Genomic DNA, 25731 nt, shown 5'->3' on the forward strand with positions numbered 1-25731 from the left:
CCTCCGATCGATGATAATTAATTCCCGCTAGGTAACTGCAGCGAGAACTGGTTAATGGCAATATTATTATCGCCAGAAATTTGATTTACTTGCATCACGCCTTGTGCATCCAAAAAGCTGTCTGGAGCGATCTCGGCTTGATAATGTGATAATTGATAAGATGACGGGGCCAACTGGCTCGATACCAAAGTTAACGCCTCATCACCTAGCCCCTGACCCATGATGGTTTCTAATGTGGAATCCATAGCAATACTGCCTATGTTGGCCTGCATATTTTGCTCGCCACTGACTTGGTTAATACTCGCTAAGCCCTGGAATAAGGCGAAGGCTTGACTGTCTATCACCGCAATATGTTGCTTGTTAACTTCAGGTGACAAAACTGGTTGTAGTAAGTGACTTTCATTAATGGTTTGAATGGATGCGGTGTAGCCAATGGCATGACTGTTAGATTGAATATTAAAATCGCCAGCGGCTTGGTTAATACTTGCTCGACCCGCACCTTGCACGACATTCGAACCAATCACACTCGAATCATCAGCGTAAGAATGTGCCGCCAGCAATAACACGCTCAGCTGCATTCCTCGTATCAATGACAATTGCAATAGGTTGCAACATGATCTGCTAATGATATCCATAACCTGTTCCTTCCATACTTGATACAAAGGTATAGCAACCCTTATGCCAACAATAAAAGTTAATACTTTTCAAGCAGATAGGATTTATAGCACGAAGCAGATTCTCACTGTTAAGAATGAGAATGACTAAGCTATTGAAATAAGAATGAATTTAAAATAGTCGGGCGATCTTAAAATTAAGACTGGATGGGTAAACGAAATAGATAAGCTTGAGCTTAACAAGATTAGACCAGCGGTAAGTCGTGCTTGTCCATTAGTCGATAGAAGGTTGCCCTAGAAATGTCTAAATAACTTGCAGCAAGTTCAACTTGGCCATCAGCTATCATGATTGCTTGTTGTAATGCTTGTTTCTCTGCGTCGTCTTTTAACGTTTTAAGTGATTGGGTGCTGTGGTGTTTCTTATCAATATCGACTAACTCGAGGTTTTGCGCACTTATCTGCTGGGCATCGCACAATACAACTGCACGGCGAACTCGATTAATTAACTCGCGAACATTCCCTGGCCATGGGTAATTTAATAACGCATGGCAAGCAGATTGCGACAACGGCTTAATGGTTAGCCCATATTCATTCGAATACACCTGAATAAATCGATTAGCTAAACCGATTATGTCATCACGCCTTGTTTTTAATTGTGGTGTGTCAATAGTAATGCCATTTAAACGATAATACAGATCTAACCTAAAGCAGCCCTGTTCAATAGCACTTTCTAAATCGACATGGGTAGCCGCTAAAATACGCACATCAGCTGATTGTGTCATTCCACCAACAGAGTCGAAGACTCCCTCTTGTAAGAAACGCAGTAAATTGACCTGCAATTCAGCGGGTAGATCGCCAATTTCATCTAAAAACAATGTGCCACCATCAGCCAAAGCAATTTTCCCTTTTCTGCTACTTGTCGCCCCAGTAAAAGCCCCTTTTTGATGGCCAAATAAATCCGACTGAATTAATCCTGCAGCCATAGCACCACAATTAACGGTAATAAAAGGTTGATCTTTTCTAGCTGAAAGTTGATGTAGTTTGGTCGCCACTAATTCTTTACCCGTTCCAGACTCGCCACGAATAAGCACAGGGATATCTGTAGGCGCCACTCGCTCAACTTGACGAAAAAGCTGTTGCATTACCTCTGATTCAGTTACAGGTTGCTCGTGATCATTAGAAGATAATCCTGTCTGAGGTGTATGATATTGCTGCTTTAATTTAGCTAAACCAATCCCATGCCCTAAGCACTTAGCTAACCTTTCTGCATCGATTGGGCTGGTGCAAAAATCCCACGCAAATTGAACAATGAAAGTCGTGATGTCTGTATCGTCAAGCTGCGCTTTATTGATAAGTACAATGATATGAATTTGCGGTGCTAACTCCCTAGCGAGGTAATTGGCTTCACTGATCATATCTCCCTGGCGAAGATCCATTAAACATAGGGTACAATTGGACGGTATTTTATGTTTACTTTCTTTATCGATATATTGAGTATCAAAGTGTAATTGAGAAAGTACCTGACTGAGCTCATAGCATTGAAAACCTGCCACCAGTAATGGTTCCATGTTGATATCCTTGTGAGACATTGAACACAAAAGTGCTAACACATGTTTAGCCTGCGTATCTTATCTATAGATATAACCGGACAATGTTACTTAGATAGAAACTCTGGGTTACTTATCATATCAACCCGGATCAATCGCTTGTATCATCGGTAACTCAATACATAAAGAAAGTCATCACTTGTTAAGCGTCATTATTCAACTCAATATTCATATATGAGTAAAAACCACACTTTGTCCATCTTAAATCATCCTAGTATTGGCTACTCACTTTAGAGTAACCACAATGGCTAACATCAGTATATCTGCTATCCCAGCTACATTTTTAGGTTAATCCCAGTATGGTTGATAAACCAGAATAGTGTAGAAAGAATCAGCAATTAAATGGAGTTAACTGTAAATTGACTCGCCAAATAAAATATCAAAATCACATGTCCAGTGCATCTGACATAAAGCTGTACAGGTATTAAATAGCCTAAGCAACTGTGTTATAAATGTAACCTCTACTAATCGTTAGTCACCTAGCAAGTAAAACGTAATTACATATTGCCTAAAATAGGACTATCTGAGTTCTAAAGGAAACATCATGGTTAAGCACAGCTCTTTAGTAATACTCACCTCATTAACACTACTTACATTATCGAATCCTGTTAATGCAGGACAACTTGAAAAGGATGTTGAAGAACTGCGTTTACCTTTAGCCAGTAAAACCATGCCGCACATAGTCGACCGCTATCAGGGCGTCACCGAAGACCTTAACAATAAGTTATCTAGTGCCACCGATGAGCTTGCCATTACTCAAATGGTTGCCAACCAAGGCCATCGTTTATGGCAACAAGCCGTGAAAGATGTCCAATCAGGCAATACTGACGATCGCGCTTTATATTGGAGCCGACTCATAATGCGTGAAAGTCTAAAAACCCAAAGAGTGGGCTATAACATTGTGCCTTGGCAACGTGACATTTTAGTCAGTGCGATTGAAAAATCATCCCGTGGTTTTAGCGATATTGATTTTAAAACGGATACTCGTATTAAGATTTTACTGACAGGATTCGACCCCTTCTTCCTCGATAAAGATATTGGTCAAAGTAATCCTTCAGGTGTAACGGCGTTAGCTTTAGATGGTTATCAATTCAATGTCGACGGTAAAATAGCTCAAATAGAAACTGTGATGATCCCAGTACGCTTTGCTGATTTTGATAAAGGGATTATTGAATCTCTGCTGACCCCCATTTACCGTGACAACAGTGTTGATATGATTTTCACAGTAAGTATGGGCCGTGAACAATTTGATATTGAACGCTTTCCAGCTCGAAACCGCAGCGCTGCAGCGCCTGATAACCTTAACGTATTCACCGGTGCTTCAAAAACTAATCCATTACCGCCAATGTTAAATAACCAAGCTTTAAATGGCCCTGAGTTTGTCGAGTTTTCACTGCCAATCACCGCGATGCAAAAAGAACAAGGTCATTGGCAAGTTAATGACAACCACCAAGTCACCACCACTGCTCGCGGTCAGTTTAATGCAAAATCGCTTAATGAATTGCAGAACGAAACCTCTGTTGAAGGCTCTGGTGGCGGTTACCTTTCTAACGAAATCTCCTACCGCAGTATTTTATTGATGCAACAATTGGGACGTAATATTCCTGTTGGACACATACACACACCTAAAGTGAAGGGTTATGATTCACAGGCAGAACATGACATTGTTGAACAAATTAAAGTAATGATTGCGGCCGCGGCGGCAACCCTATAACGTTTTGAGTTACCATTATTTAACTGTTTATTGTTTAAACGAGTATAATTTTACTTAGTTTTTTCAGCCTACTTATTTAAAAGGTATTACCTTGCCACAACGTTTGTACCAGCATTTACACTCTATGGCTCAAAAACTGGGCCTTAATGTTAATTCGCTTACCGCAAAACCCAACATGAGCTTAGCTTATTCCAACCAGCAAGCTTTCACTCACACTCATATTGTTCATCCTAAAAACATCAGCGACATTCAGCAAAGTATTATCGATAAAATTGAAATGGATTATCAATTAGCTGAGCACTATTTTAAGCAAACCTTTCCGCGCCCATTGGTGCTGTTTTCCTTAAGGGGAAAAAGTGCTGGCACCGCGCACTTGCAACTCAATAAGCTGCGCTTTAATCCGGTATTACTGGATGAGAACACCGCTGTATTTATTGATGATGTGGTGCCACATGAAATTAGTCACTTACTGAGTTTTCAATTATTTGGCCGAGTTAAACCCCATGGCGCTGAATGGCAAAGCATTATGCGCAAAGTGTTTAATCGCGCGCCCAAAACCACCCATCAACTCGACACACAATCAGTACGTGGCAAACAATTTGAGTATTTTTGCGGTTGCGGCAGTGTCCAGCTTAGCGTCAGACGCCATAACAATGTGGTCAAAGGTAAAACGCGGTACCGCTGTAAGTCCTGTCAGCATACCTTACAAAATGCGCCACTATTGTAAACCTGATACTAGCGTATTCCCCCCGCTACAATGCTAGTGAGTCGCAGCATCAAACAGATATCAGCGTCCTGCCATTGCATCAGTCGAAAGTATCCCTTACCATTTCGCCAAAATGACAGGCAAGGCCAGTTTTTATAACAGCTTTAGTCTGCAATATTGCTCATATTAAGGTCGGCGCTAACATGTTTTATACTCCCCTCAAAATGCGATTACTCGCATTTTGCACTTTGCTGTGTACATTTTTACTGCCTTTAACAACGGCTGCGGCGCAACATCCTACTAGCTTTAATCAAGCCAAGCGTATTATTCGCACCCTTTATCAGGATAATCTGCCACTTAAAAGCTTTTATTGTGGTTGTGACATCACTATTGCAGGAAAAGTTTGGCAACCTGAACATCAAAGTTGTGGCTATAAAGTCCGTAAACAGCAAGTGCGCGCCAACCGAATTGAATGGGAGCACGTTGTCCCAGCTTGGGAGTTCGGCCATCAGCTCCAATGTTGGCAGCAAGGGGGGCGTAAAAACTGCGGTAAAACCAGCCCACAATTTAAAAAAATGGAATCTGACCTGCATAACCTGACCCCAGCAATTGGTGAAGTCAACGGTGATCGCAGTAACTTCCGTTTTAGCCAATGGAATGGTAAAGCGGATCAATACGGTCAATGTGACATGATTGTCGATTTTAAAGGTCGCAAAGCTCAACCGCCAGCACGTAGCCGCGGCGCGGTAGCCAGAACCTACTTTTATATGCAGAAAACTTATGCACTACAAATTTCATCTAGCCAACGACAATTATTTCAAGCCTGGGATAAAAGCTACCTGGTAGATAAAACAGAATGCAAACGTGATAAGTTAATTGCCCGTTCCCAAGGTAATCATAATGATTTTGTGCACAAACAATGTCAGAATCTAGGGTTAAGCCAATAACACAAGCTCGGATAATACTACCCATGAGAGTCCCAAGAATTTACCAAGCGATTGATACACTCAATGTTGATCAAATTGTTGCTTTAGATGAAGATGGTGCAGCCCACATTGGCAAAGTATTGCGTATGGGCGAAGGCGATAATATCAGCCTGTTTTGTGGTGATGGCAACGACTATTTAGCCGAAATCATCCAATCCAGTAAGAAAAACGTCTCTGTAAAGGTCTTATCTGTCACAGCGAATCAATCTGAATCACCGCTTGATTTACATTTAGGTCAAGTGATATCACGCGGCGACCGCATGGAGTTTACTATTCAGAAATCAGTCGAACTGGGTGTCACTACCATTACCCCCTATTTTCTGAACGTTGTGGTGTTAAACTGAATGGCGAAAGATTAGATAAAAAAATACAACAATGGCAAAAAATTGTCATCAGTGCTTGCGAGCAATCTGGCCGCAGTGTGGTGCCTACAATTAGGCCCGCAATGGAATTAAGCGCTTGGTGCCAAGAGCCCACCCAAGCATTAAAACTGAACTTACACCCCCGTGCAAGCCACGGAGTTAATGGTTTAAGCCAATTAGGTGAACAACAAAAAGTCCGTCTATTAATTGGCCCAGAAGGCGGTTTGTCAGATCAAGAAATCGCCATGACTGAACAATTTACCTTTACCGACGTATTGCTAGGTCCACGCGTGCTGCGCACAGAAACCGCGGCACTGACGGCAATAACAGCATTACAACTCAAATTTGGTGATATCGGTTAATGCCACATACTGCAAACCGCTATCACATATTTACACTTTAAGGATATCAACATGATCAAACTCGGCATCGTGATGGACCCCATTAGCGACATTAATATTAAAAAAGATTCAAGTTTTGCCATGCTACTTGCAGCGCAATCTCGTGGCTATAAGTTGTTCTATTTAGAAATGAAAGATCTAGCTATGGTAAACGGTAAAGCAATGGGTAATATGCGCTCACTGACCGTTATCAATGATGCCGCAAAATGGTTTGAATTAGGCGAAGCAATTGATACACCTTTAGCTGATTTAGACGTTATTTTAATGCGTAAAGACCCGCCATTTGATACCGAATTTATCTACGCTACGTACATGCTTGAACGTGCTGAAGAAGAAGGCACATTAATCGTCAATAAGCCGCAAAGTTTACGTGATGCGAATGAAAAACTGTTTACCGCATGGTTCTCTGAATTTACCCCAGAAACGGTTGTTACCCGTGATGCTCAACGTATTCGTGCGTTCCACCAGCAAAAGTCAGATATCATTATAAAACCGTTAGACGGCATGGGTGGTAGCTCAATTTTTAGGATCAAAAAAGATGATCCTAATATTGGAGTCATTATTGAAACCTTAACCAACTACGGCCAGCAATATGCAATGGCACAGGCGTTCATTCCAGAGATCACCTTAGGCGACAAACGTATTTTAGTTGTCGATGGCGAGCCAGTACCCTATTCATTAGCCCGTATTCCGATGAAAGGTGAAACCCGCGGCAATTTAGCTGCAGGCGGACGCGGTGTAGCCCAGCCATTATCTGAAAGTGATTGGAAAATTGCCCGCGCTATCGGCCCAGAGTTAAAAAGACGTGGCTTAATTTTTGTCGGTTTAGATGTAATTGGTGATAAACTCACCGAAATTAACGTCACTAGCCCAACGTGTATCCGTGAAATTGAAGCGGCATTTGACGTTGATATTACAGGGATGTTGATGGATGCCATCGAGGCACGTGTTAACCTAGCTCAATAATCAGGAAATTTCATGCTGTTTTTAAACACTTATCGTGGATTTGCTAGCGTATTTTTGTTTGCTTTGACTAACCTTGTCGCCACAAGCACATTAGCCAATGAAACCAATGAAACCAATATAGTCAGCGATCCCCAAGCTCAAGCAAGCACGCCAGCGGCGATTGCTATGGCAAATAGCAGTCAAAACATCTCACAATCACGCCCTAAAAATATCATTGTAATGATTGGTGACGGCATGGGTCCTGCTTATACATCTGCCTATCGTTATTATAAAGACAACCCTGAAACTGAGGAAGTTGAACAAACGGTATTTGATAGACTACTAGTAGGCATGGCAAGTACTTATCCCGCAACCATAAGTGGTTATGTCACTGATTCAGCCGCTTCAGCAACAGCTTTATCAACCGGTGTCAAAAGTTATAACGGTGCTATCAGTGTTGATGTAGAGAAAAGACCTTTAGCCACTTTACTCCAGCAAGCTAAAGCACTGGGTTTATCTACCGGTGTTGCCGTTAGCTCACAAGTTAACCATGCCACACCAGCAGCCTTTTTAACCCATAATGAAAGCCGTAAAAACTATATTGAAATAGCACAAAGCTACCTTGATACAGACGCGGATGTCATTTTGGGTGGCGGGCAACGCTACTTTTCAGACGAGCTACTTAGCCAGTTCACGGCTAAAGGTTATCAGCACATTACTGAATTTAGTCAATTAGATACTCTTACCTCACCTAAGGTATTAGGCTTATTTGCGGATGTTCAATTGCCTTGGGTTATTGATACTAAGCAAGCAAACCATTTAGGAGTGCTGACACACAAATCACTTGAATTACTGTCGCAAAACCCAAATGGTTTTGTGTTATTAATCGAAGGCAGTTTGATTGATTGGGCTGGGCACAGCAACGATATCGCCACCGCGATGGCGGAAATGGATGGTTTTGCCCACAGTATTGAAATTGTTGAGCAATTTGTTCGCCAACAAAAAGATACCTTAATGATAGTTACTGCTGATCATAATACTGGCGGGCTTTCTATTGGCGCTAATGATATTTATGTATGGAAACCAGCAGTACTACACAAGGTGAAAGCCAGTCCTGATGTCATTGCTGCGCAGGCTATTGCCGCACAAAAATGGCAAAAAATTGTCACTAAACGACTAGGTTTTGAGCCCAGCTCTCAAGAGTTTACCTTGCTAGCGAACGCTCGCATGCAAGGCAATGAAGCCATGGCCATATCACTGCGTAAGTTAATTGATGTATATTCGAATACCGGTTGGACAACCCTTGGCCATACAGGTGATGACGTACAAGTTTTTGCCTCAGGCCCTGGTGCGAAACTGTTTTCTGGTCATCAAGATAATACTGATATTGCCAATAAAATATTCAGCTTATTACCAAGTTCAGCTCAGTAAAACTGACATTAACGGTTAGCCTAGTTGATTTTTAAACCTAGGCTATATCAATATATTAAAGCGACATTAGTCGCTTTAATTTTTTCATTCTATAAATGATAGTAGGTCAATGTGTTAACTAATCCATCTCAATTATTATTAAGAAACCATCACGAATTTGCTGGCCTTAATATTCTTATCCTCAATTATGAGTCCGATACCTTAGCGCATCACTGTATTGAGAACGCCAAAAACGTTACCGCATTAGCATTGGATTATAATCATCACCTAACGCTATCGCCTTATGAAAGTGACCGACTACGCTGTTACTTTGCCCCTAAGTTGCCAGACGCTCAACAGTTAGAGAAATTTGATTGTGTGATTGTGTATTTCCCTAAAGCCAAGCCACTAGCAGAATACTTATTTGCTTTAGCAGCCAGCCATCTTGTAGCAGAAGGTTTACTGCTGGTTGTGGGTGAAAACAAAGGCGGCATAAAATCGGTAGATAAACTATTACCCGATGTTTTTAGTGCAGCAGTTAAAATAGACAATGCTCGTCACAGTTTACTATACCGGGCATTTTTAACCCAAGTCACCCCCCTTTAAAGCTAAGTGACTGGATGACACAATACACAATCGACACCCCACAAGGTGATATTACCGTTTGTAATTTAGTCGGTGTTTTTAGCGAAAAGAAACTTGATCTAGGCACTGAATTATTACTGTCTAACTTGCCTAAACTGAGTGGTCGAGTGTTAGATTTTGGCTGTGGTTCAGGGGTAATATCGGTCGCACTACTGAAACAATACCCTGAGCTTAATATTGAATGTATTGATATCAATGCGATGGCTTTAGCATCATGTGAGCTCACCTTAGCGGCTAATCAAATGCAAGCCAAGGTATATCCTTCGGATGGGTTTAGCCAAATTGAAGGCAAGTTCGACGGAATTATATCTAACCCCCCGTTTCATGACGGCTTAGACAGAACATTTGCCATCGCACATGCTTTTGTTAGCCAAAGTGCAACACGATTAACAGCTAAAGGTGTGTGGCAAATAGTGGCGAATAGACACTTGCCCTATGCAGACAACATAGCCAATACATTTGGTTCGGTTAACGTGCCAGCTGAAAACAATAAATACAAATTGTACTGCAATAAAAGTAAATAACATGTCATTAAAGCAACTAAGTGAGTAAATGGATTATAAGCTGTGACTTTGGTGCTGGATAATCTAGCGAAATTCCGCTAGATTCGAGAGGTATTGATTTTTATATCACTTGTTTAACTCTCCAATAAAAATAATAAATAAAAGGACGTTATGTTAGAGCCTTCTGTTGCAGTATTTAATGCTGAAAAATCTAAAGTAGAATTGCGGCTTATCCCTAATACCCACGGGCCCATTTCTGCTGAAGATATTGCTCAGCTTCTTAAACAACCTAATTTTGCCATGTTGTTTCCTATCACCCCTGCTATAGACAAAGCCGTTAATGAAGTGAATGCGCTATGCGGACAAAAGCCAGGCAATCACGAACTATTCTTCACCATAGCAGAACGTAAAGATGGTGCTATTAGCATCAGCATTAGTGACGATAAAATGCAGGCATCAATGAAACTCACTTCCGCTTGGGGTGGCAAAGACATTGTATTAGCCGATGTACTCAACAACCTTAAAAACCATCAAATAAAAATGGGCTTAAGTAAGCCTAAAATTATGGCGTTATTACAAAGATTAGAGATTTTACCACCGGGTGAATTTTGCGAAGGCGAAATAGCCATAGGTAAAGCACCAATCAATGGCGTTCATGCAGTATTAACCCGCAAAGTACCACTCGCGCGCGAACGCTTATTACAACCACAAGAGCGCGAAGACGGTACAGTGGACATGCGAAACTTAGGCGCATTAATCACTGTAAAGCCTAACGATGTATTAATGATAAAACAGCCTGCAACCTCAGGTACAGCTGGCTATAATGTCCATGGTGATACATTAAATCAAACACCGGGTAAAGATAAGTTAATGATACCGGGTAACGGTACAGCCCTGCATCCTAACGACCCAAATAAACTTATCGCCACAGTCGCAGGCCAACCGGTCGAAAATAAAACAGGCATGCAGGTTGATGATGTATTACAGATTACCAATGTCGATGTAAAATACGGTCATGTTAACTTTAAAGGCAGTATATTAATTACCGGTGATGTCCAGGAAGGCATGCAGGTAAAATCCAGTGGCGATATTACGGTAATGGGGTTTGTTGACTCTGCCAGCCTTGACGCAGGCGGGGATGTTATCGTTAGCAAAGGCATTATTGGTCGGTTAATTAAAGATCATGAGCTCAGCACTAAAATTCATGCTCAAGGGCAAATTTGTGCTCAATTCGTTCAATATTCAAATCTTACTGCCGAAGGTGATATATTGGTCACTAAGCAGTTACTGCATAGTCATTCTCATTCCGGTAATACAATAACAGTCAGTGATCCACAAGGTCGACGAGGTGATCTTGTTGGTGGTAAAGCCACTGCCGCGAAAGGGATACGTGCTATTGCATTTGGCGCAACAGCAGGAACCAAAACTGAACTGTTTTGTGCTATGCATCAGCAAGTGTTAAAGCAGACTTTAAAAGCGCTGGACGAAAGTGCCAAACAGCTTGTGGTGGCAGGTCTGGATATTGAAGCCAGATTACGCAAACTTCCACCCAAAAAAGACTGGCAAAACGATGCAGGCATGATTGAACAAGTCAAAATGATGCTAGAGCAAAAAAACCTTATTGCCGCAGAACGTTTAAAAGAAGAGCTAGAGGTTGAGCAAGTTAAAAATGAAGTAGAAGGTTATTATGACCGGTATTTCATTCGAGCTGAGAAGTACATTTTTGCCAATGTTGAATTACATATAGGTAATGCTCAAAATCGTACCCAGCGTGAGCATGGACCAAGTACGGTCAAGAATATTAATGCAGAAATCAGCTTTGATTATAGTCGCTAGTGCAACCAACTCATAACCCTATCAGCCCCGTAATAAATTGGCCTGCCATTGTGTTGCTAGATCAACACAATGACCTCGTCTATCTTGCCAATCACTGTGCTTGGCAAGATTATTTTGATCATGAAGCCGCTAATCTGGTCGCTGAAGATAAACTGATTGATAGCACGGGACAATGCTTATTAATTAGCCAGTCTATTAAGCAGGGGAAATTAACACTTACTACACCAATCAGCCTTGAGCAATTTGTTGCTATAGTACAGCGATTCGCGCAATTACAAGGGCATTGTTGCAGCAGTAAATTAAACTTCTCAAACTTTCAACAAGGTTTTGCGATAATTGATCAGCTAGATTGATTGAGCTATTGCCAACCCTCTGGCAAAATAGCAACAATTTTACGAGTGAGTTTGAGAGTGTGCATGGAGTTATTAAATATTGAGTGTTTTGGTAAACGTCTACGTTTAGAAGGCTCAATGGCAGGTTGGCAACAGTTATATTGGGACAACCAATTGGTGTCACAAAAATCAGCTTCACCCAATAACCAAGCGTTTAATATTCATCAATTTGAATTAACTTTATCTTCAGCTCCACCAGCAACTCAGCAAGCTCAAACCACTACCGATGAGCGCGTTAATAGTGCCATAGATGATGCTTTGACGAACAATACTCAGACAAAATCTATTCCTGTAAGGGTTGAAGTCGATGTTAAGTGGCAGCCATTTTATCTTGAATACTGCGTGTTAGTCGACGAAGAGCAAATCAGCCAGGGCCAACGAACAACCAAAGACATTGAACAGCAAGTACCCGAGTTCGCCGTACCTAAAGGCAATAAAATCAGCATGGTCGGCTTGGCGTCATTAGGGTTTAAGCTATTAAAAAGCGCTAAAGTGGTCAAAGCCTTATTAGCCGGAGCCAGTGTTGCCGCTTATTCATGGCTATTCTCGATTGAATTCGCCCTCGCCTTAATTGCCTGTTTAGTCTTTCATGAATATGGCCACATTAGAGCCATGAAACACTTTGGCATGAAAACCAAAGGCATTTATCTAATCCCCTTTATGGGCGGTTTAGCCTTAAGCGATGAGCGCATTAACACCCGCTGGCAAGATGTGGTCATCTCCATAATGGGCCCAACCTTCGGCTTACTCTTATCAATCGCTTGTTTGGTGGCCTACTGGGTCACAGGTAATGTGTTCTTTGCCGGACTTGCAGCCTTTAACGCATTACTCAACCTCTTTAACCTACTGCCCATTCTGCCCTTAGATGGTGGCCATATTTTAAAAAGCATCAGCTTTTCGATGAATAGCGTCACAGGGTTAATCGCCTGCGTTGCCGGAGCCGCTATTGGGGTATTTATCAGTTACAGCTTAGGCTTAGCTTTGTTGGGTTTCTTATTATTAATTGGTAGTGTAGAGATCGTTTTTGAGTGGCGCGGTCGTCATCAAAGTCATTTATTACCGCTAGACAGGTATGGTCAAATATTTTCAGCTATTTGGTATTTGCTCACGGTTAGCGCATTAATCGGTATTATTTGGGTTATAGCGGGTACAGGTGATGATATGTTGCGGATGCCACTAGAGATTTTGAAAAGCTAATTGGGGTATTACTTGGTCGGTTAATTAAGACTAATATTTCATGTTTACTAATTGCCTGACGCAGGAATGTTCAGGATGAACGGAGTTTTTACCTCTTCGATTTAGCTTCGTTTATAGCAAGTAACCAAAATCAATAAGATCTTTTTGAATCTTTCAGATTCTATTTGAATTGAGGACATCGAGACTCTTTCTCCGAGAACCCGTGAGCTTGGCATGGATGCCACGCTAGCTTTCGTTGGGCCAGGGACGGCCCATCGGAAGCGATAGGTCTTTTTGATAATGGCCGAAGCAGACTACAAACGCGGTAAAAAGCTGGATCGTTCCCTATCGAAAATATGCGCTTTTCAGCATTTTTAATCTGGGGCGCTGCGGGATTGTTAAGGGGGACAAGCGCTTTCCCCCTTAACTCGGGTGTGGGCGAAGCGCCACGACTTATCTCGGCCGTTTAGGCCGCAAAATAAAACAAGCTTAAAGCTCAAACACATTGGTCATCACTTTATACAACTCTGTCCCTTGATGAACAGACGCCGACGCAAAATGCAAAATAGGCACGCAGTCTTTATCTAAACTCAGCGGTGTCAACGCCTTGTCTGAACCGTATAAATCTAAACGTAAGATATTCACCAACGGCTCACCCGCCAATAACGGTTCGCCCACTGTGGCACAGTACTCAACCATGCCAGATTGCGGTGCATGAAACTTTTTATAATCTTTTAAGTAACACCCATAACGCGGCATTTCAGCCGGCAAAACAGGTTTTTTAATCACCCCACGATGGCTCAAATAAGCCAAAATACCGTTAGCATCGACTAAAGCATCCGCCATATCAATACGCTCTTGGCTGGCAAGTTCAAGGGTAAACGCAGCGACTGGCACCTCAAAATGACGACCTTTACTCGCAGCATGATCAGTCAGTTGCCACCAGGGACAAAACGCTGCCTCATCCATGGCGCCACCAAAACTATTTGGAATGATCAAACTGTAAGGAATAGAGAAAAACTTAACGGAATCGATATCATATTCAGGACAATAAAGGTGTTTACAGGATTTTGGCCCAGTATGTAAATCAAGCACAATATCAGCCTGATGGGCCAGTGACTGTAAACTTACCGCTAAACGATGGCCTGTTGTGATGCCCCAAGGCTGTTGTAACTTGGTGTAACAAGCCTCAGTTAGCGTAGCCTTAAACGACATAATCAACTCATCATTGGATAAATTTTGATGCTGTTCATACCAGGCGGCGATGTCGATTTTATGGTCTAAATACTCACGATTCCAATTAACACCGGTTATTGGGTCGAATCGTCCTAAGGTAAACTCACCACTTTTTTGATTAATCCCCAGCGGGTTAGCTAAAGGGGCGAACACAATATCCCCTAAAATATCCAGCCCTTCTAACAAGTTCATTAGTTGATAAATTACCGCATTGCCCTGCACTTCAGCACCGTGAACATTGGCTTGAACGTATACTTTCGGTGCGCGGCTGTCAGTGCCTTTAAAGGTGAATAAAGGCACATCAAGGGGTTGTCCTGCCGCAAGTTCACCCACATTCAGTGATGTGCGCAAAGCTTTAGTCATCATTTTACTTGTCATAGATTACTCGAAAAGATTTTGATGCAATGCTTTAACAACGTCTGCGGCTTGCGCTTCATCAATTAATACACATAAATTATGTGGGCTAGCACCTTGGCATATCATACGGACATTGTATTTTTCTAATACTTGAAAGACTCGACTACAAATGCCCGCTGTAGAAGCAATTCTATTACCAATAATGGCCACTAAGGCTAAGTTATCTTCCACTCTCACTCGGCAATGTTGTGATAACTCTTGTAATAACGATTCACTTAATAAACCTTGGCCACTTGAGTCTGAACCAGTTTTATCTAGGGTTAACGACACGTTCACTTCTGAGGTGGTGATCAAATCAACCGATATTTTGTGGCGCGCTAAAGTCGCAAAGGTTTCAGCTAAAAAGCCCTGGGCATGAAGCATCTGTAAGCTATGCAGGTTTAATAATGTTTGGTCTCGTCTTAGCGCAACCGCACGATAAACAGGGGCATTATCAACTTGATGACGGATCCAGGTTCCACCTAATTCAGGGGCTTTGCTCGAGCCAACAAACACTTGAATCTGCTGACGCACTGCTGGAAGTATAGTGGCAGGATGCAATACTTTAGCACCAAAAGTAGCCATTTCAGCAGCTTCATTAAAACTGATTTCAGCTATCGGGCGTGCATTAGGTGCCAATCGCGGGTCTGTAGTATAAATACCCGCAACATCAGTCCAAATTTCTACCGCATGGGCAGACAAAGCCTCAGCCAATAACGCGGCTGAGTAATCACTGCCGCCGCGGCCTAATGTGGTGGTGCGGCCCTGTTCATCAGCCCCTATAAATCCTTGGGTAACAATAATGCTGGTGCTTAACAGCGGTTGTAAAAAATCACCCGATAAATTAGCAATGTGTTCAATTTGAGGTTCTGCACGACCAAAATGGCTATCGGTACGTAGCACTTGGCGTACATCAAAAGCCTGAGAAGATGTGCCCTTTTCACGGATAACAGCTGAGAACAATACTGACGAACAATGCTCTCCCATAGAAAGCAATTCATCCATAGCCGCTTTGCTGCGGTCAAGAATTAATGACTCACTTAACACTGACATTCGGCTCAATAACTTATCAATTTGCGCTGCAATATCTTGTGGCTGAGCAAGTTCATCAATAATACGATATTGAATTTGGGCAACTTGTTTAAGCAAGCTTAGACGACGTTCGTCATTCACATTAGCACTGGTAAGCTCAACTAATAAGTTGGTTACACCACTGGATGCACTGACCACCACTAAACGGGTATTAGGATTGGATAAAACGATATCTGCGCAGCGGCTCATTGCAGAATAATCTGCTACAGAGGTTCCGCCAAACTTGGCTACAACTAATTGATTTAACGACATGTAATACACTCCGAACTAAACTTCGTTCGAAGAGCCTGGTGCAAAGATAACGCACCCTAAAAGAAGGGAAACAGCAATCACCACCAGAAGCTCTCCACCAAATAACAGGTGACAATCGCTAGGATTCAACCTAATCGACCGATAAATAAGTTAACCAAATCTTATTGTATCTCGGCGTTAATCTCCCTCGTAAGCTGTCATGGGAATTGGTCTTCCTCAAGCTTACTACCTAGTTAACGCTCCTCTTCTGTGCCTCCCTAAGGAGGGATGAGCAAAATAACAATAAACCTAAGGCTAAGTCAATGCACAACACTGCAAGTTGAGAAAAAATAAACAAGTGCATTATTTCATTTGGCGTACAATAAAGGTTTTCAAGTAAAAATAGCGAGTTGATCGCTGCTAGGTATTAACCTCAATAGAGTATTAGCTATTTAAAAGAATCCAATAACAGTAGCTGTCAAAAAAGCACTTAGATGCGGTTTTGGGTAGGAAAAGATAATATTGTAAATATAGGCCACTGATTGCGAGGTAGCGCAGGACTCCAAAACAAAAATCAGTCGTTGGTATTAGCTCACCACATCCATTTGTTAAATTTATTGTCCCACTAAAAAATTAACAAATAAAATAAAAACGATTTAACAAAACTCAGGGAAATCACTGACTAAACATAAACGTTGATTGAACGCCCCCAACTGTATCTCGTCCTTGTGTTGATCAAAGCAGGCTACAAGCGATAGTAAACCTTGATTCACATAATAAATTGCATGTTGCTTAAACTCCCTTCCCAGCTCAACAGCCTGATTTTTATCAATAAAAACAGCCCAGCTTTTTTCAACATGTGAAAAGTCAGGTGCAATACCCATTAAGCTTCGATAAGGACTTTGATATTGAAGGATTTTTAGTTGAAGCTCGCGATCTAACAGACGGTTTTGACTTGGGGTAAGTAAGCATCCCAATGGGTTATAAGCAGTAATTATAGCGAAAGAAAAATCATTAGATAAAGACTGAGTTAGCAAAAAATGCGTTTTTTGATAGTCCTGCCACACAGTATCGATAACATTTTCCATAATAAATCCCATTAAATGAGCTCAAAAGAGTGTAGCAGAAAGGGGTTAATAGCGAAAGAAGTGTAACTTTGATCATAATAAAATATACACTTAATCATTTTAAATCAGTAAATTAAGTACAGGTTTACTCATTTATTAAACTAAATAAATTATTATTTTTAACATTTAATTTGTTAACAAATACAAATAAAGGGTACAATAGCCATCAGTTACTCATTAATCGTCACAAAAAGCAGATTCTAAGACTATTTTTTACGATTAATATTATTAAACTAAGACTTTATCACCGTACTGTTACTGTAATATTGTTATGTAGCTGTTTAAAAATTTCATTTTAGTTATACCTAAATAGGAACTTTTAACTATCTTTAAGTTCACAGTCTACAGTGGTACGAATCTTTGCCACGATAATAGCTTTTTTAAGTCTCAGTAAAAGCTCACTCTACGTCATTGCTTCACTAGCAATTAAAACAGTAAAGAATGAGAGAGTGTTTAAACTCAAGGTAGACAGTGTTAAACGCCAATAATCCAGAATTTTTAACGTATGCAGTTAAGCGTACGTATAACGCTAGCTTCAATGCTAGATAACAAATTTATTAATTTTTAGGTAATTTTATTATGCAAAATCCACATATTTTAATTGTTGAAGATGAAGCCGTAACCCGTAACACCCTACGTAGCATATTTGAAGCGGAAGGTTATGTTGTTACTGAAGCTAATGATGGCGCAGAAATGCACAAAGCCATGCTTGAAAATAAGATCAACCTAGTGGTTATGGACATCAACTTACCAGGTAAAAATGGTTTATTACTTGCCCGTGAATTACGTGAAATCAATAACATTGGTTTAATCTTTCTAACGGGTCGTGATAACGAAGTTGATAAAATTTTAGGCCTAGAAATTGGCGCTGATGATTACATCACTAAGCCATTTAACCCACGCGAACTAACCATTCGTGCACGTAACTTATTAACTCGCGTAAACAGTGCAGTGGCTGAAAGTGAAGAGAAAGGCTCGGTTGAATACTACCGCTTCAATGGTTGGAGTTTAGAAATCAATAGCCGTTCGTTAGTTAATCCACAAGGTGAATCTTATAAATTACCACGCAGTGAATTCCGTGCCATGCTTCACTTTGTAGAAAACCCAGGTAAAATATTAACCCGCGCCGATCTGCTAATGAAAATGACTGGCCGTGAGCTTAAACCACATGATCGCACCGTTGATGTAACAATTCGTCGTATTCGTAAGCACTTTGAAAGCTTAGCTGATACGCCTGAAATCATCGCGACTATCCACGGTGAAGGCTACCGTTTTTGTGGTCACTTAGAAGATTAAGTATTAGCCATTACACATGGATAAGATAAAATAAAACCGAGCATATTTCGCTCGGTTTTTTTATGTCGGTGATAATTGTAGTGGAATCATAAGTCAGCGATATCAGCCACAAATAATTTGCTTCATTTATACCTGATATCTAATATATCGTTACCTGCTGCTTACTCACTTTAAATGGATTAATCCTTCATGGCCAATAAGTTACTATTACTGACTCGCGAAAATGAAATTTATCGAGAGTTAATAACCCAATGTAAACTACCGGACTTAATTATCTTAAATGACGCGTCAGACAGTATTATTGAAGCTGATATTTGGTTTGCTGAACCAGCCCTTGCTGCACCATTAATCGATCGAGCTAAAAATTTACGTTGGTTGCAATCAACCTTTGCAGGTGTAGATAAACTTGTGATGCCAGCACTGCGACGTGACTATCAACTGACTAATGTTCGAGGTATTTTTGGCCCATTAATGAGTGAGTATTTATTTGGTTATTTACTCGCCCACCAGCGTGAACACCATAAATATAAACAGCAACAACAGCAACAAAATTGGTTACCAGGAAGCTATAAAACTCTTCAAGGGCAACACTTATTGCTGCTCGGCACAGGGTCCATTGCACAGCATATTGCAGCAACAGCTAAGCATTTTGGCATGGTGGTGACAGGGATAAATCGATTAGGTACTGCTACACATGGATTTGATCAGGTCGATAGTATTGATAACTTAGCTTGTCATCTTCGACAAGCTGATGTAGTCGCCAGCATTTTGCCCAATACCCCTGACACCGATAATATTCTCAACCAGCAAAACTTAAGTTTGTTAAAACCTGCAGCCATCATTTTCAATTTAGGCCGTGGCAATGTACTTGATTTAAATGCACTCACAGCCCAGTTAAACCAAACGCCAAATCAACAGGCTATTTTGGACGTATTTACTCAAGAGCCCTTGCCTAAAACGCACCCTATTTGGTCATGTGCTAACGCAATTATCACCCCCCACATTGCTGCACCTAGCTTTCCTGCACAAATTGTTGCGTTATTTAGCAGCAACTATCACTTGTGGCGCAATCAACAACCGTTAAACTATGTTATCGATTTTGATAAAGGCTATTAAAGATCAACAGCTTAATTTAATTCTGCATATTACAGATATGATATAAACAATAAATGTCGTATTTTTGCCCAAAAAGTTATTGCCAATGATAACCGTTTTCATTTAGAATTAGATTCAACCTAGGGAGATGCATTGTTAATATCCCTTTTTCATCTGAGTTCTAGAGGCTGATATGTACGTTTGTCTTTGTCATGCAATTACAGATAAACAAATTAAAGAAGCTGTACGCCAAGGCGATTGCTCGTTAGCAGATGTCAGAAAGCGTTTAGGTGTCGCCGATCAATGTGGTAAATGTGCCAGAATGGCGAGCCAGATTATTAGTACTCAATTAGAGTTTGAGCCAAACTTCTATGAAGTAGCCTAAACCACAATATTATTTCAAATCCTAATTCAATAAAAATGCAGCCAAATGGCTGCATTTTTATTTTTAATTTAAAGCAACAGCGTCTGCTAACTTATGGTTAGCTCGCCATTGCGATAATTACTCTGCATTATCATCAGACGCGCTGTCGCCAATATTACTGTCATTGGCAATACCAACAGTTTCAATATCAACACTGTCTACCCGCTGTAAGCCTCTTGGCAGTTTAGCTCCACGTCGACCACGTTCACCGCGGTAATGTTCTAAATCACTGGCTTTAAGGGTTAACTTACGTTTGCCCGCCCACAAGGTCACAGCAGCACCACTTGGCACTACGTTTAAGTGCATCAGTAATTCTTCACGATTTTTAGCACGCTCTGTGGGAATACCAATAATTTTATTGCCCTTACCTTTAGATAATTGTGGCAATGCATCTAAACTGAACATCAGCATACGCCCCTCACTGGTAATGGCTAATAAAGCATCGTTAGCACCTTTAGTAATAAGCTTAGGCGTAAGCACCTGGGCATTGGCTGGCAAAGATAATAAAGCTTTACCGGCTTTATTACGACTCACCATGTCAGAGTAGGCACCTATAAAGCCATAACCTGCGTCACTGGCTAATAGGTAACATTGTTCGTCCTCACCCATAATCACATGGCGCATAACAGCCCCTGGCGCCATATTAAAGCGAGTCGTAATCGGCTCACCCTGGCTTCTAGCTGATGGCAAGGTGTGGCTGTCGGTGGCAAATGCACGACCTGACGAATCGACAAATACAGCAGCCTGGTTACTTTTACCTATGGCGCTGCACAAGTAACTGTCACCCGCTTTATAGCTTAAGCTTTCTGGATCAACATCATGGCCTTTAGCACAGCGTACCCAGCCTTTATCAGACAATACTACGGTAACCGCTTCTGTTGGAATAAGTTCTTGTTCTGTTAACGCTTTTGATTCTTTACGCTGAATAATTGGCGAGCGACGATCGTCACCATATGTTTCACCATCTTGAATTAACTCTTTTTTCACTAAGGTTTTTAAGCGGCGATCTGAACTTAAAATCAGTTCTAACTTATCACGCTCAGCCATTAGTTCGTCTTGCTCGGCTTTGATTTTAAATTCTTCTAGCTTGCCAAGGTGACGTAGTTTTAACTCTAAAATTGATTCAGCTTGCTTGTCACTTAAGTTAAAACGCGCCATTAACTCCGCTTTAGGATCATCATGAAAGCGAATAATTTCAATTACTTCATCGATGTTTAAAAACGCGACCATTAAGGCTTCAAGAATATGCAGACGTGCAATCACTTTGTCTAAACGGAATTGTAAGCGACGGGTAACCGTTGACACCTGGTACTCTAACCATTCTGTTAACATGGCCAGCAAGCCTTTCACCTGCGGGCGACCATCTAAGCCAAGCACGTTCAAGTTGATCCGAAAACTTTTCTCTAAATCCGTGGTGGCAAATAGGTGAGTCATTAATTGATCGCAATCAACTCGATTTGAACGCGGAACAACAACTAACCTAACAGGGTTTTCATGGTCAGACTCATCACGTAAATCGCTGACCATTGGCAATTTCTTTGCCTGCATTTGCAAGGCAATTTGTTCTAAAATCTTGCCGCTGCCTGCTTGGTGTGGCAGTGAAGTGATAATAATTTCATGGTTATCAATGCTGTATACCGCACGCATTTTAATTGAACCACGACCCGTTTCATAAATTTTAGCAATGTCAGCACTGGGGGTAATAATTTCTGCTTCTGTTGGATAATCTGGCCCTGGCACCAGTTCCATTAAGCGGGCTAAATCGGCTTTAGGGTTATCTAATAACTCCACACAGGCAGAGACTAATTCACGCACGTTATGTGGTGGAATATCTGTCGCCATACCAACCGCAATACCGGTAATGCCGTTAAGTAAAATATGCGGTAATCGAGCCGGTAATGTTTTAGGCTCCTTCATGGTGCCATCAAAGTTAACGCCCCACTCTACTGTGCCTTGGCCTAGCTCTGACAATAATACTTCTGAAAATTTAGACAGTGTAGCTTCGGTATAACGCATCGCAGCAAACGACTTAGGATCATCTGGGGCACCCCAGTTACCTTGACCTTTTACTAGCGGATAACGATATGAGAAGGGTTGAGCCATTAATACCATGGCTTCATAACATGCGCTGTCACCATGGGGGTGATATTTACCTAATACGTCACCGACCGTACGCGCTGACTTTTTAGGTTTAGATTGCGCATTAAGGCCAAGTTCGCTCATGGCATAAATGATACGACGCTGCACTGGCTTTAAACCATCACCGATATGCGGCAATGCACGATCCATGATCACGTACATTGAATAATTTAAATAAGCCTCTTCGGTGAATCGGCGCAGTGGCATTTGCTCAACGCCATCTAAGCTTAATTCAATCGCATCACTCATCTGTGCTTTCCTGTATTGGATCAGCGGCTTTATAGAACAAACGATATACGTTGCCCTTTAAGTCGTCTGAAATGTAAATTGCGCCATCTGGTGCAGTTAGCAAATCAAATGGTCGGGCGACGGGAAACTCTCCGTCTAAAAAGCTCACTACGGTTTCCTGGTGTGCAATAGCTGTTTTTGGCAGGCTGTTGTCTAGTGTCAGCATAACTATTTGATAACCCACTTTACTTGAACGGTTCCATGAACCATTTTCAGCCACAAACAACTGTTGTTGATAACGTTCTGGAAATTGGGTGCCGGTATAAAAATGCAATCCGGTTGGGGCAACATGGGCCGGTAATTCAAAAATAGGTGCAGTGATTTTTAAATTGGTCGGCTTATCATAAGCGGGCTCTTTAATCGTGCTGGCATGGATATAGGGAAAACCAAAATGGGCGCCTTTTATATCAAGTCGATTAATCTCATCGGCGGGCAAATTGTCACCCATCCAGTTGCGGCCAAGATCTGCAAACCACATTTGTTTAGTATCAGGCTCCCAATCAAAACCGGTCACACTGCGAATACCCAAAGCAACTTGCTCACTGGCACCCGTTTGCACATTAATGGCTAGCACACTGCCATAGGGAGCTGGTGCTTCACACACATTGCAGGGCATGCCTAAGGCTATATATAACCGTCCATCTGGACCAAAACGCATCGCTCGGCTGTAGCGTTTATCTAAATCTGGCAAATTTGAATAGACTTCTTTAGCGCGAGAGGGACGACGTAAACGATCTTCAATCTCCTCATATTTGATAATTCGGTCTTCTTCACTGACATAAAGATCGCCTTTATAAAAGGCTAAAGCATCTGGGTTTTCTAATCCTCTGGCGATAACATATCGTTTATCGACCTGACCATCCTGATCATTATCAACCAATGCGTAAATGGTGCCATTTTTTTGCGAGCCCACAAATAAGGTGCCATGATCACCTAATGCCATTTGCTTAATATCGCCTAAATCAGAGGCATACAAGGAAAGGCCAAAACCTTTGGTCACAGTAATCATCACAGATTGAGCCGCATGAACAGGGTTAACAAGCATTGTGCTAAAACCTAATAATGCACAAGCTTTTACTGCCCATAGCCAACTCAACCAAAGTGATTTCGATTTGATATACAACATGTAATTATTCATTTGCCTCTAATTTTTATTATTGGCGGTCAAAAAACCATTAAAAAATGTTCCCAGTAAACTTGCTCAATAAAAGCAACAGCTTAAACCTGAGCTAAGTCACCTTTGGTTTCTAACCAGCTCTTTCTATCAGATGAACGTTTTTTAGCAAGCAACATATCCATTAGTGCATCGGTGCCATCGTCATCACCTATGGTGAGCTGCACTAAACGGCGAGTATTGGGATCCATCGTTGTTTCGCGTAATTGTAATGGGTTCATTTCACCTAGACCTTTAAATCGCGTGACTTGAACTTTACCTTTTTTCTTTTCAGCGATAATACGATCCAAAATACCCGTTTTTTCTGCTTCATCTAAAGCGTAAAACACCTCTTTACCTAAATCGATACGGAACAAAGGCGGCATAGCAATATACACATGGCCCTTTTCGACTAATACTCGGTAGTGTTTTAAAAATAAGGCACAAAGCAAGGTGGCGATATGCAACCCATCCGAGTCAGCATCAGCTAAAATACAGATTTTACCATAACGTAACTCATCGATATTAGCACTATCAGGGTCACAGCCTATCGCGACAGAAATATCATGTACTTCTTGGGAGGCTAATACTTGCGCCGAATCCACTTCCCAGGTATTTAAAATTTTACCCCGCAGCGGCATAATTGCCTGAAATTCACGGTCGCGAGCTTGTTTGGCACTGCCACCAGCAGAGTCACCTTCCACTAAAAATAACTCGCCGCGCATAGGGTCTTGACCCGAGCAGTCGGTTAACTTACCCGGTAATGCAGGCCCAGAAGTGACTTTTTTACGGGCTACTTTTTTAGCGGCTTTAAGACGACGTTGGGCGTTGCTAATACATAATTCAGCTAATTGTTCCGCTAACTCAGTATTAGAATTCAGCCATAACGAAAATGCATCACGCACAATACCTGATACAAATGCTGAACTTTGACGGCTAGAGAGTTTCTCTTTAGTTTGCCCAGCAAATTGAGGGTCTTGCATTTTGATGGAGACAATAAATGCCGCTTTATCCCAAATATCTTCAGGGGATAACTTGATACCACGGGGAACTAAGTTGCGAAACTCACAAAACTCACGCATCGACTCTAATAGACCTTGTCTAAAGCCGTTAACATGGGTACCTCCTAATGGAGTGGGAATTAAGTTTACATAACTTTCGTTAAGACTTTCACCACCTTCAGGTAACCAGGTAATCGCCCATTCGGCGGCTTCTAATTCACCTTTAAAATTGCCGACAAAAGGCTCTTCGGGTAATAACACTGAATCTTTAACGGCTTCTTTTAAATAATCTGTTAAGCCACTTTCATAAAACCACTCATGGACTTCACCGTTGTGTTTATTGGTGAATTTAATTCTAAGTCCTGGGCACAATACGGCTTTAGCACGTAGAATATAAATAAGCTTAGTCGTTGAAAAGTTAGCAGAATCAAAATAGCTACTGTCAGGCCAGAAATGAACGCTGGTGCCCGTATTACGACGACCGCAAGTGCCTGTTACGGTTAACTCCTCTACTTTGAAGCCATTTTCAAAGGCCATTTCATAGATTTGAGCATCACGGCGAACCGTTATCTGAACCTGGTAGACAGCGCGTTAACAACAGAAATACCTACCCCGTGTAAACCGCCTGAAAATTGATAGTTCTTATTAGAAAACTTACCACCCGCGTGCAGCTTGGTGAGAATAAGCTCAACCCGGGATCCCCTCTTCAGGATGAATGTCGACTGGCATACCGCGGCCATCATCGGTCACTTCCAATGAGTTATCAGTGTGTAATGTCACTTCAATTTTTGATGCATGTCCTGCAAGTGCTTCATCGACACTGTTATCGATGACTTCTTGGCCCAAATGATTGGGACGAGTTGTATCGGTATACATGCCCGGACGGCGTTTAACCGGGTCAAGTCCGTTAAGGACTTCAATTGCATCTGATGTATATTGATTAGTCATATTCCACA

18 protein-coding genes, 3 pseudogenes and 1 riboswitch are annotated in these 25731 nt (G+C 41.5%); of the genes and pseudogenes, 13 read left to right on the forward strand and 8 right to left on the reverse strand.

Annotated elements, in window-relative coordinates; all coding sequences use genetic code 11:
* Positions 1-17 precede the first annotated feature (17 nt).
* Positions 18-635, reverse strand: a complete 618-nt coding sequence (locus L0B17_RS17340) for a hypothetical protein (RefSeq protein WP_235086520.1) — start codon at positions 633-635, stop codon at positions 18-20.
* A 224-nt stretch (positions 636-859) separates the two neighbouring features.
* Positions 860-2182 (reverse strand): sigma-54 dependent transcriptional regulator, encoded by a 1323-nt coding sequence (locus tag L0B17_RS17345; protein WP_235086521.1) that lies wholly within the window; start codon positions 2180-2182, stop codon positions 860-862.
* A gap of 583 nt (positions 2183-2765) precedes the next feature.
* Here L0B17_RS17345 and L0B17_RS17350 point away from each other — a divergent pair.
* From L0B17_RS17350 to L0B17_RS17395, 10 genes and pseudogenes are all read left to right on the forward strand, one after another.
* Positions 2766-3935, forward strand: coding sequence for a hypothetical protein (locus L0B17_RS17350; RefSeq protein ID WP_235086522.1), 1170 nt, complete (start codon positions 2766-2768; stop codon positions 3933-3935).
* A gap of 91 nt (positions 3936-4026) precedes the next feature.
* Positions 4027-4662 carry a SprT family zinc-dependent metalloprotease gene (locus L0B17_RS17355; RefSeq protein ID WP_336246480.1) on the forward strand — a complete coding sequence of 212 codons (636 nt, stop codon included), beginning with the start codon at positions 4027-4029 and terminating at the stop codon, positions 4660-4662.
* Positions 4663-4844: 182 nt separating this feature from the next.
* Positions 4845-5588, forward strand: coding sequence for an endonuclease (locus L0B17_RS17360; RefSeq protein WP_443019905.1), 744 nt, complete (start codon positions 4845-4847; stop codon positions 5586-5588).
* Positions 5589-5611: 23 nt separating this feature from the next.
* Positions 5612-6351: pseudogene (rsmE, locus tag L0B17_RS17365) on the forward strand (16S rRNA (uracil(1498)-N(3))-methyltransferase).
* A 51-nt stretch (positions 6352-6402) separates the two neighbouring features.
* Positions 6403-7356: a glutathione synthase gene (gshB, locus tag L0B17_RS17370; RefSeq protein WP_235086524.1), complete on the forward strand. Its 954-nt coding sequence runs from the start codon at positions 6403-6405 to the stop codon at positions 7354-7356.
* Between the two features lie 165 nt (positions 7357-7521).
* The gene (locus L0B17_RS17375) at positions 7522-8766 is read left to right on the forward strand and encodes an alkaline phosphatase (RefSeq protein ID WP_235089916.1); all 1245 of its coding nucleotides are present in this window, start codon (positions 7522-7524) and stop codon (positions 8764-8766) included.
* Between the two features lie 111 nt (positions 8767-8877).
* Positions 8878-9914 (forward strand): annotated as a pseudogene (locus L0B17_RS17380) (methyltransferase).
* 150 nt (positions 9915-10064) lie between these two features.
* Positions 10065-11729, forward strand: a complete 1665-nt coding sequence (locus L0B17_RS17385; protein WP_235086525.1) for a DUF342 domain-containing protein — start codon at positions 10065-10067, stop codon at positions 11727-11729.
* Positions 11730-11779: 50 nt separating this feature from the next.
* Positions 11780-12082, forward strand: coding sequence for a DUF4144 domain-containing protein (locus tag L0B17_RS17390; protein ID WP_235086526.1), 303 nt, complete (start codon positions 11780-11782; stop codon positions 12080-12082).
* A gap of 63 nt (positions 12083-12145) precedes the next feature.
* Positions 12146-13318, forward strand: a complete 1173-nt coding sequence (locus L0B17_RS17395) for a site-2 protease family protein (protein WP_235086527.1) — start codon at positions 12146-12148, stop codon at positions 13316-13318.
* A gap of 468 nt (positions 13319-13786) precedes the next feature.
* Here the strand turns inward: L0B17_RS17395 and L0B17_RS17400 are convergent, their stop codons facing one another.
* From L0B17_RS17400 to L0B17_RS17410, 3 genes are all read right to left on the reverse strand, one after another.
* The gene (locus L0B17_RS17400) at positions 13787-14911 is read right to left on the reverse strand and encodes a succinylglutamate desuccinylase/aspartoacylase family protein (RefSeq protein ID WP_235086528.1); all 1125 of its coding nucleotides are present in this window, start codon (positions 14909-14911) and stop codon (positions 13787-13789) included.
* 3 nt (positions 14912-14914) lie between these two features.
* Positions 14915-16273: a lysine-sensitive aspartokinase 3 gene (gene lysC / locus L0B17_RS17405; RefSeq protein WP_235086529.1), complete on the reverse strand. Its 1359-nt coding sequence runs from the start codon at positions 16271-16273 to the stop codon at positions 14915-14917.
* Between the two features lie 79 nt (positions 16274-16352).
* A riboswitch (Lysine riboswitch) is annotated at positions 16353-16528 on the reverse strand.
* Positions 16529-16908: 380 nt separating this feature from the next.
* Entirely contained in the window at positions 16909-17340 is a 432-nt protein-coding gene (locus L0B17_RS17410) for a DUF3293 domain-containing protein (RefSeq protein ID WP_235086531.1), read from the reverse strand.
* A gap of 618 nt (positions 17341-17958) precedes the next feature.
* Between L0B17_RS17410 and arcA the strand changes: the two genes are divergently transcribed.
* The 3 genes from arcA to L0B17_RS17425 all read left to right on the forward strand — a co-directional run bounded on the left by arcA (position 17959) and on the right by L0B17_RS17425 (position 20155).
* Positions 17959-18675, forward strand: a complete 717-nt coding sequence (arcA, locus tag L0B17_RS17415; protein WP_235086532.1) for a two-component system response regulator ArcA — start codon at positions 17959-17961, stop codon at positions 18673-18675.
* 189 nt (positions 18676-18864) lie between these two features.
* Positions 18865-19791, forward strand: a complete 927-nt coding sequence (locus L0B17_RS17420) for a D-2-hydroxyacid dehydrogenase (RefSeq protein WP_235086534.1) — start codon at positions 18865-18867, stop codon at positions 19789-19791.
* Positions 19792-19963: 172 nt separating this feature from the next.
* Complete coding sequence (locus tag L0B17_RS17425) at positions 19964-20155, forward strand: bacterioferritin-associated ferredoxin (protein WP_226411272.1); 192 nt, start codon at positions 19964-19966, stop codon at positions 20153-20155.
* 117 nt (positions 20156-20272) lie between these two features.
* Here L0B17_RS17425 and parC read toward each other — a convergent pair whose 3' ends face one another.
* From parC to parE, 3 genes and pseudogenes are all read right to left on the reverse strand, one after another.
* Positions 20273-22582: a DNA topoisomerase IV subunit A gene (parC, locus tag L0B17_RS17430; RefSeq protein ID WP_235086536.1), complete on the reverse strand. Its 2310-nt coding sequence runs from the start codon at positions 22580-22582 to the stop codon at positions 20273-20275.
* Positions 22575-23747: a PQQ-dependent sugar dehydrogenase gene (locus L0B17_RS17435; RefSeq protein WP_443019906.1), complete on the reverse strand. Its 1173-nt coding sequence runs from the start codon at positions 23745-23747 to the stop codon at positions 22575-22577. Before L0B17_RS17435 ends, parC begins: the two co-directional genes overlap by 8 nt.
* 92 nt (positions 23748-23839) lie before the next feature.
* Positions 23840-25723 (reverse strand): annotated as a pseudogene (gene parE, locus L0B17_RS17440) (DNA topoisomerase IV subunit B).
* Between the last annotated feature and the right edge of the window lie 8 nt (positions 25724-25731).

Source organism: Shewanella sp. OMA3-2 (assembly GCF_021513195.1).
GTDB lineage: Bacteria > Pseudomonadota > Gammaproteobacteria > Enterobacterales > Shewanellaceae > Shewanella.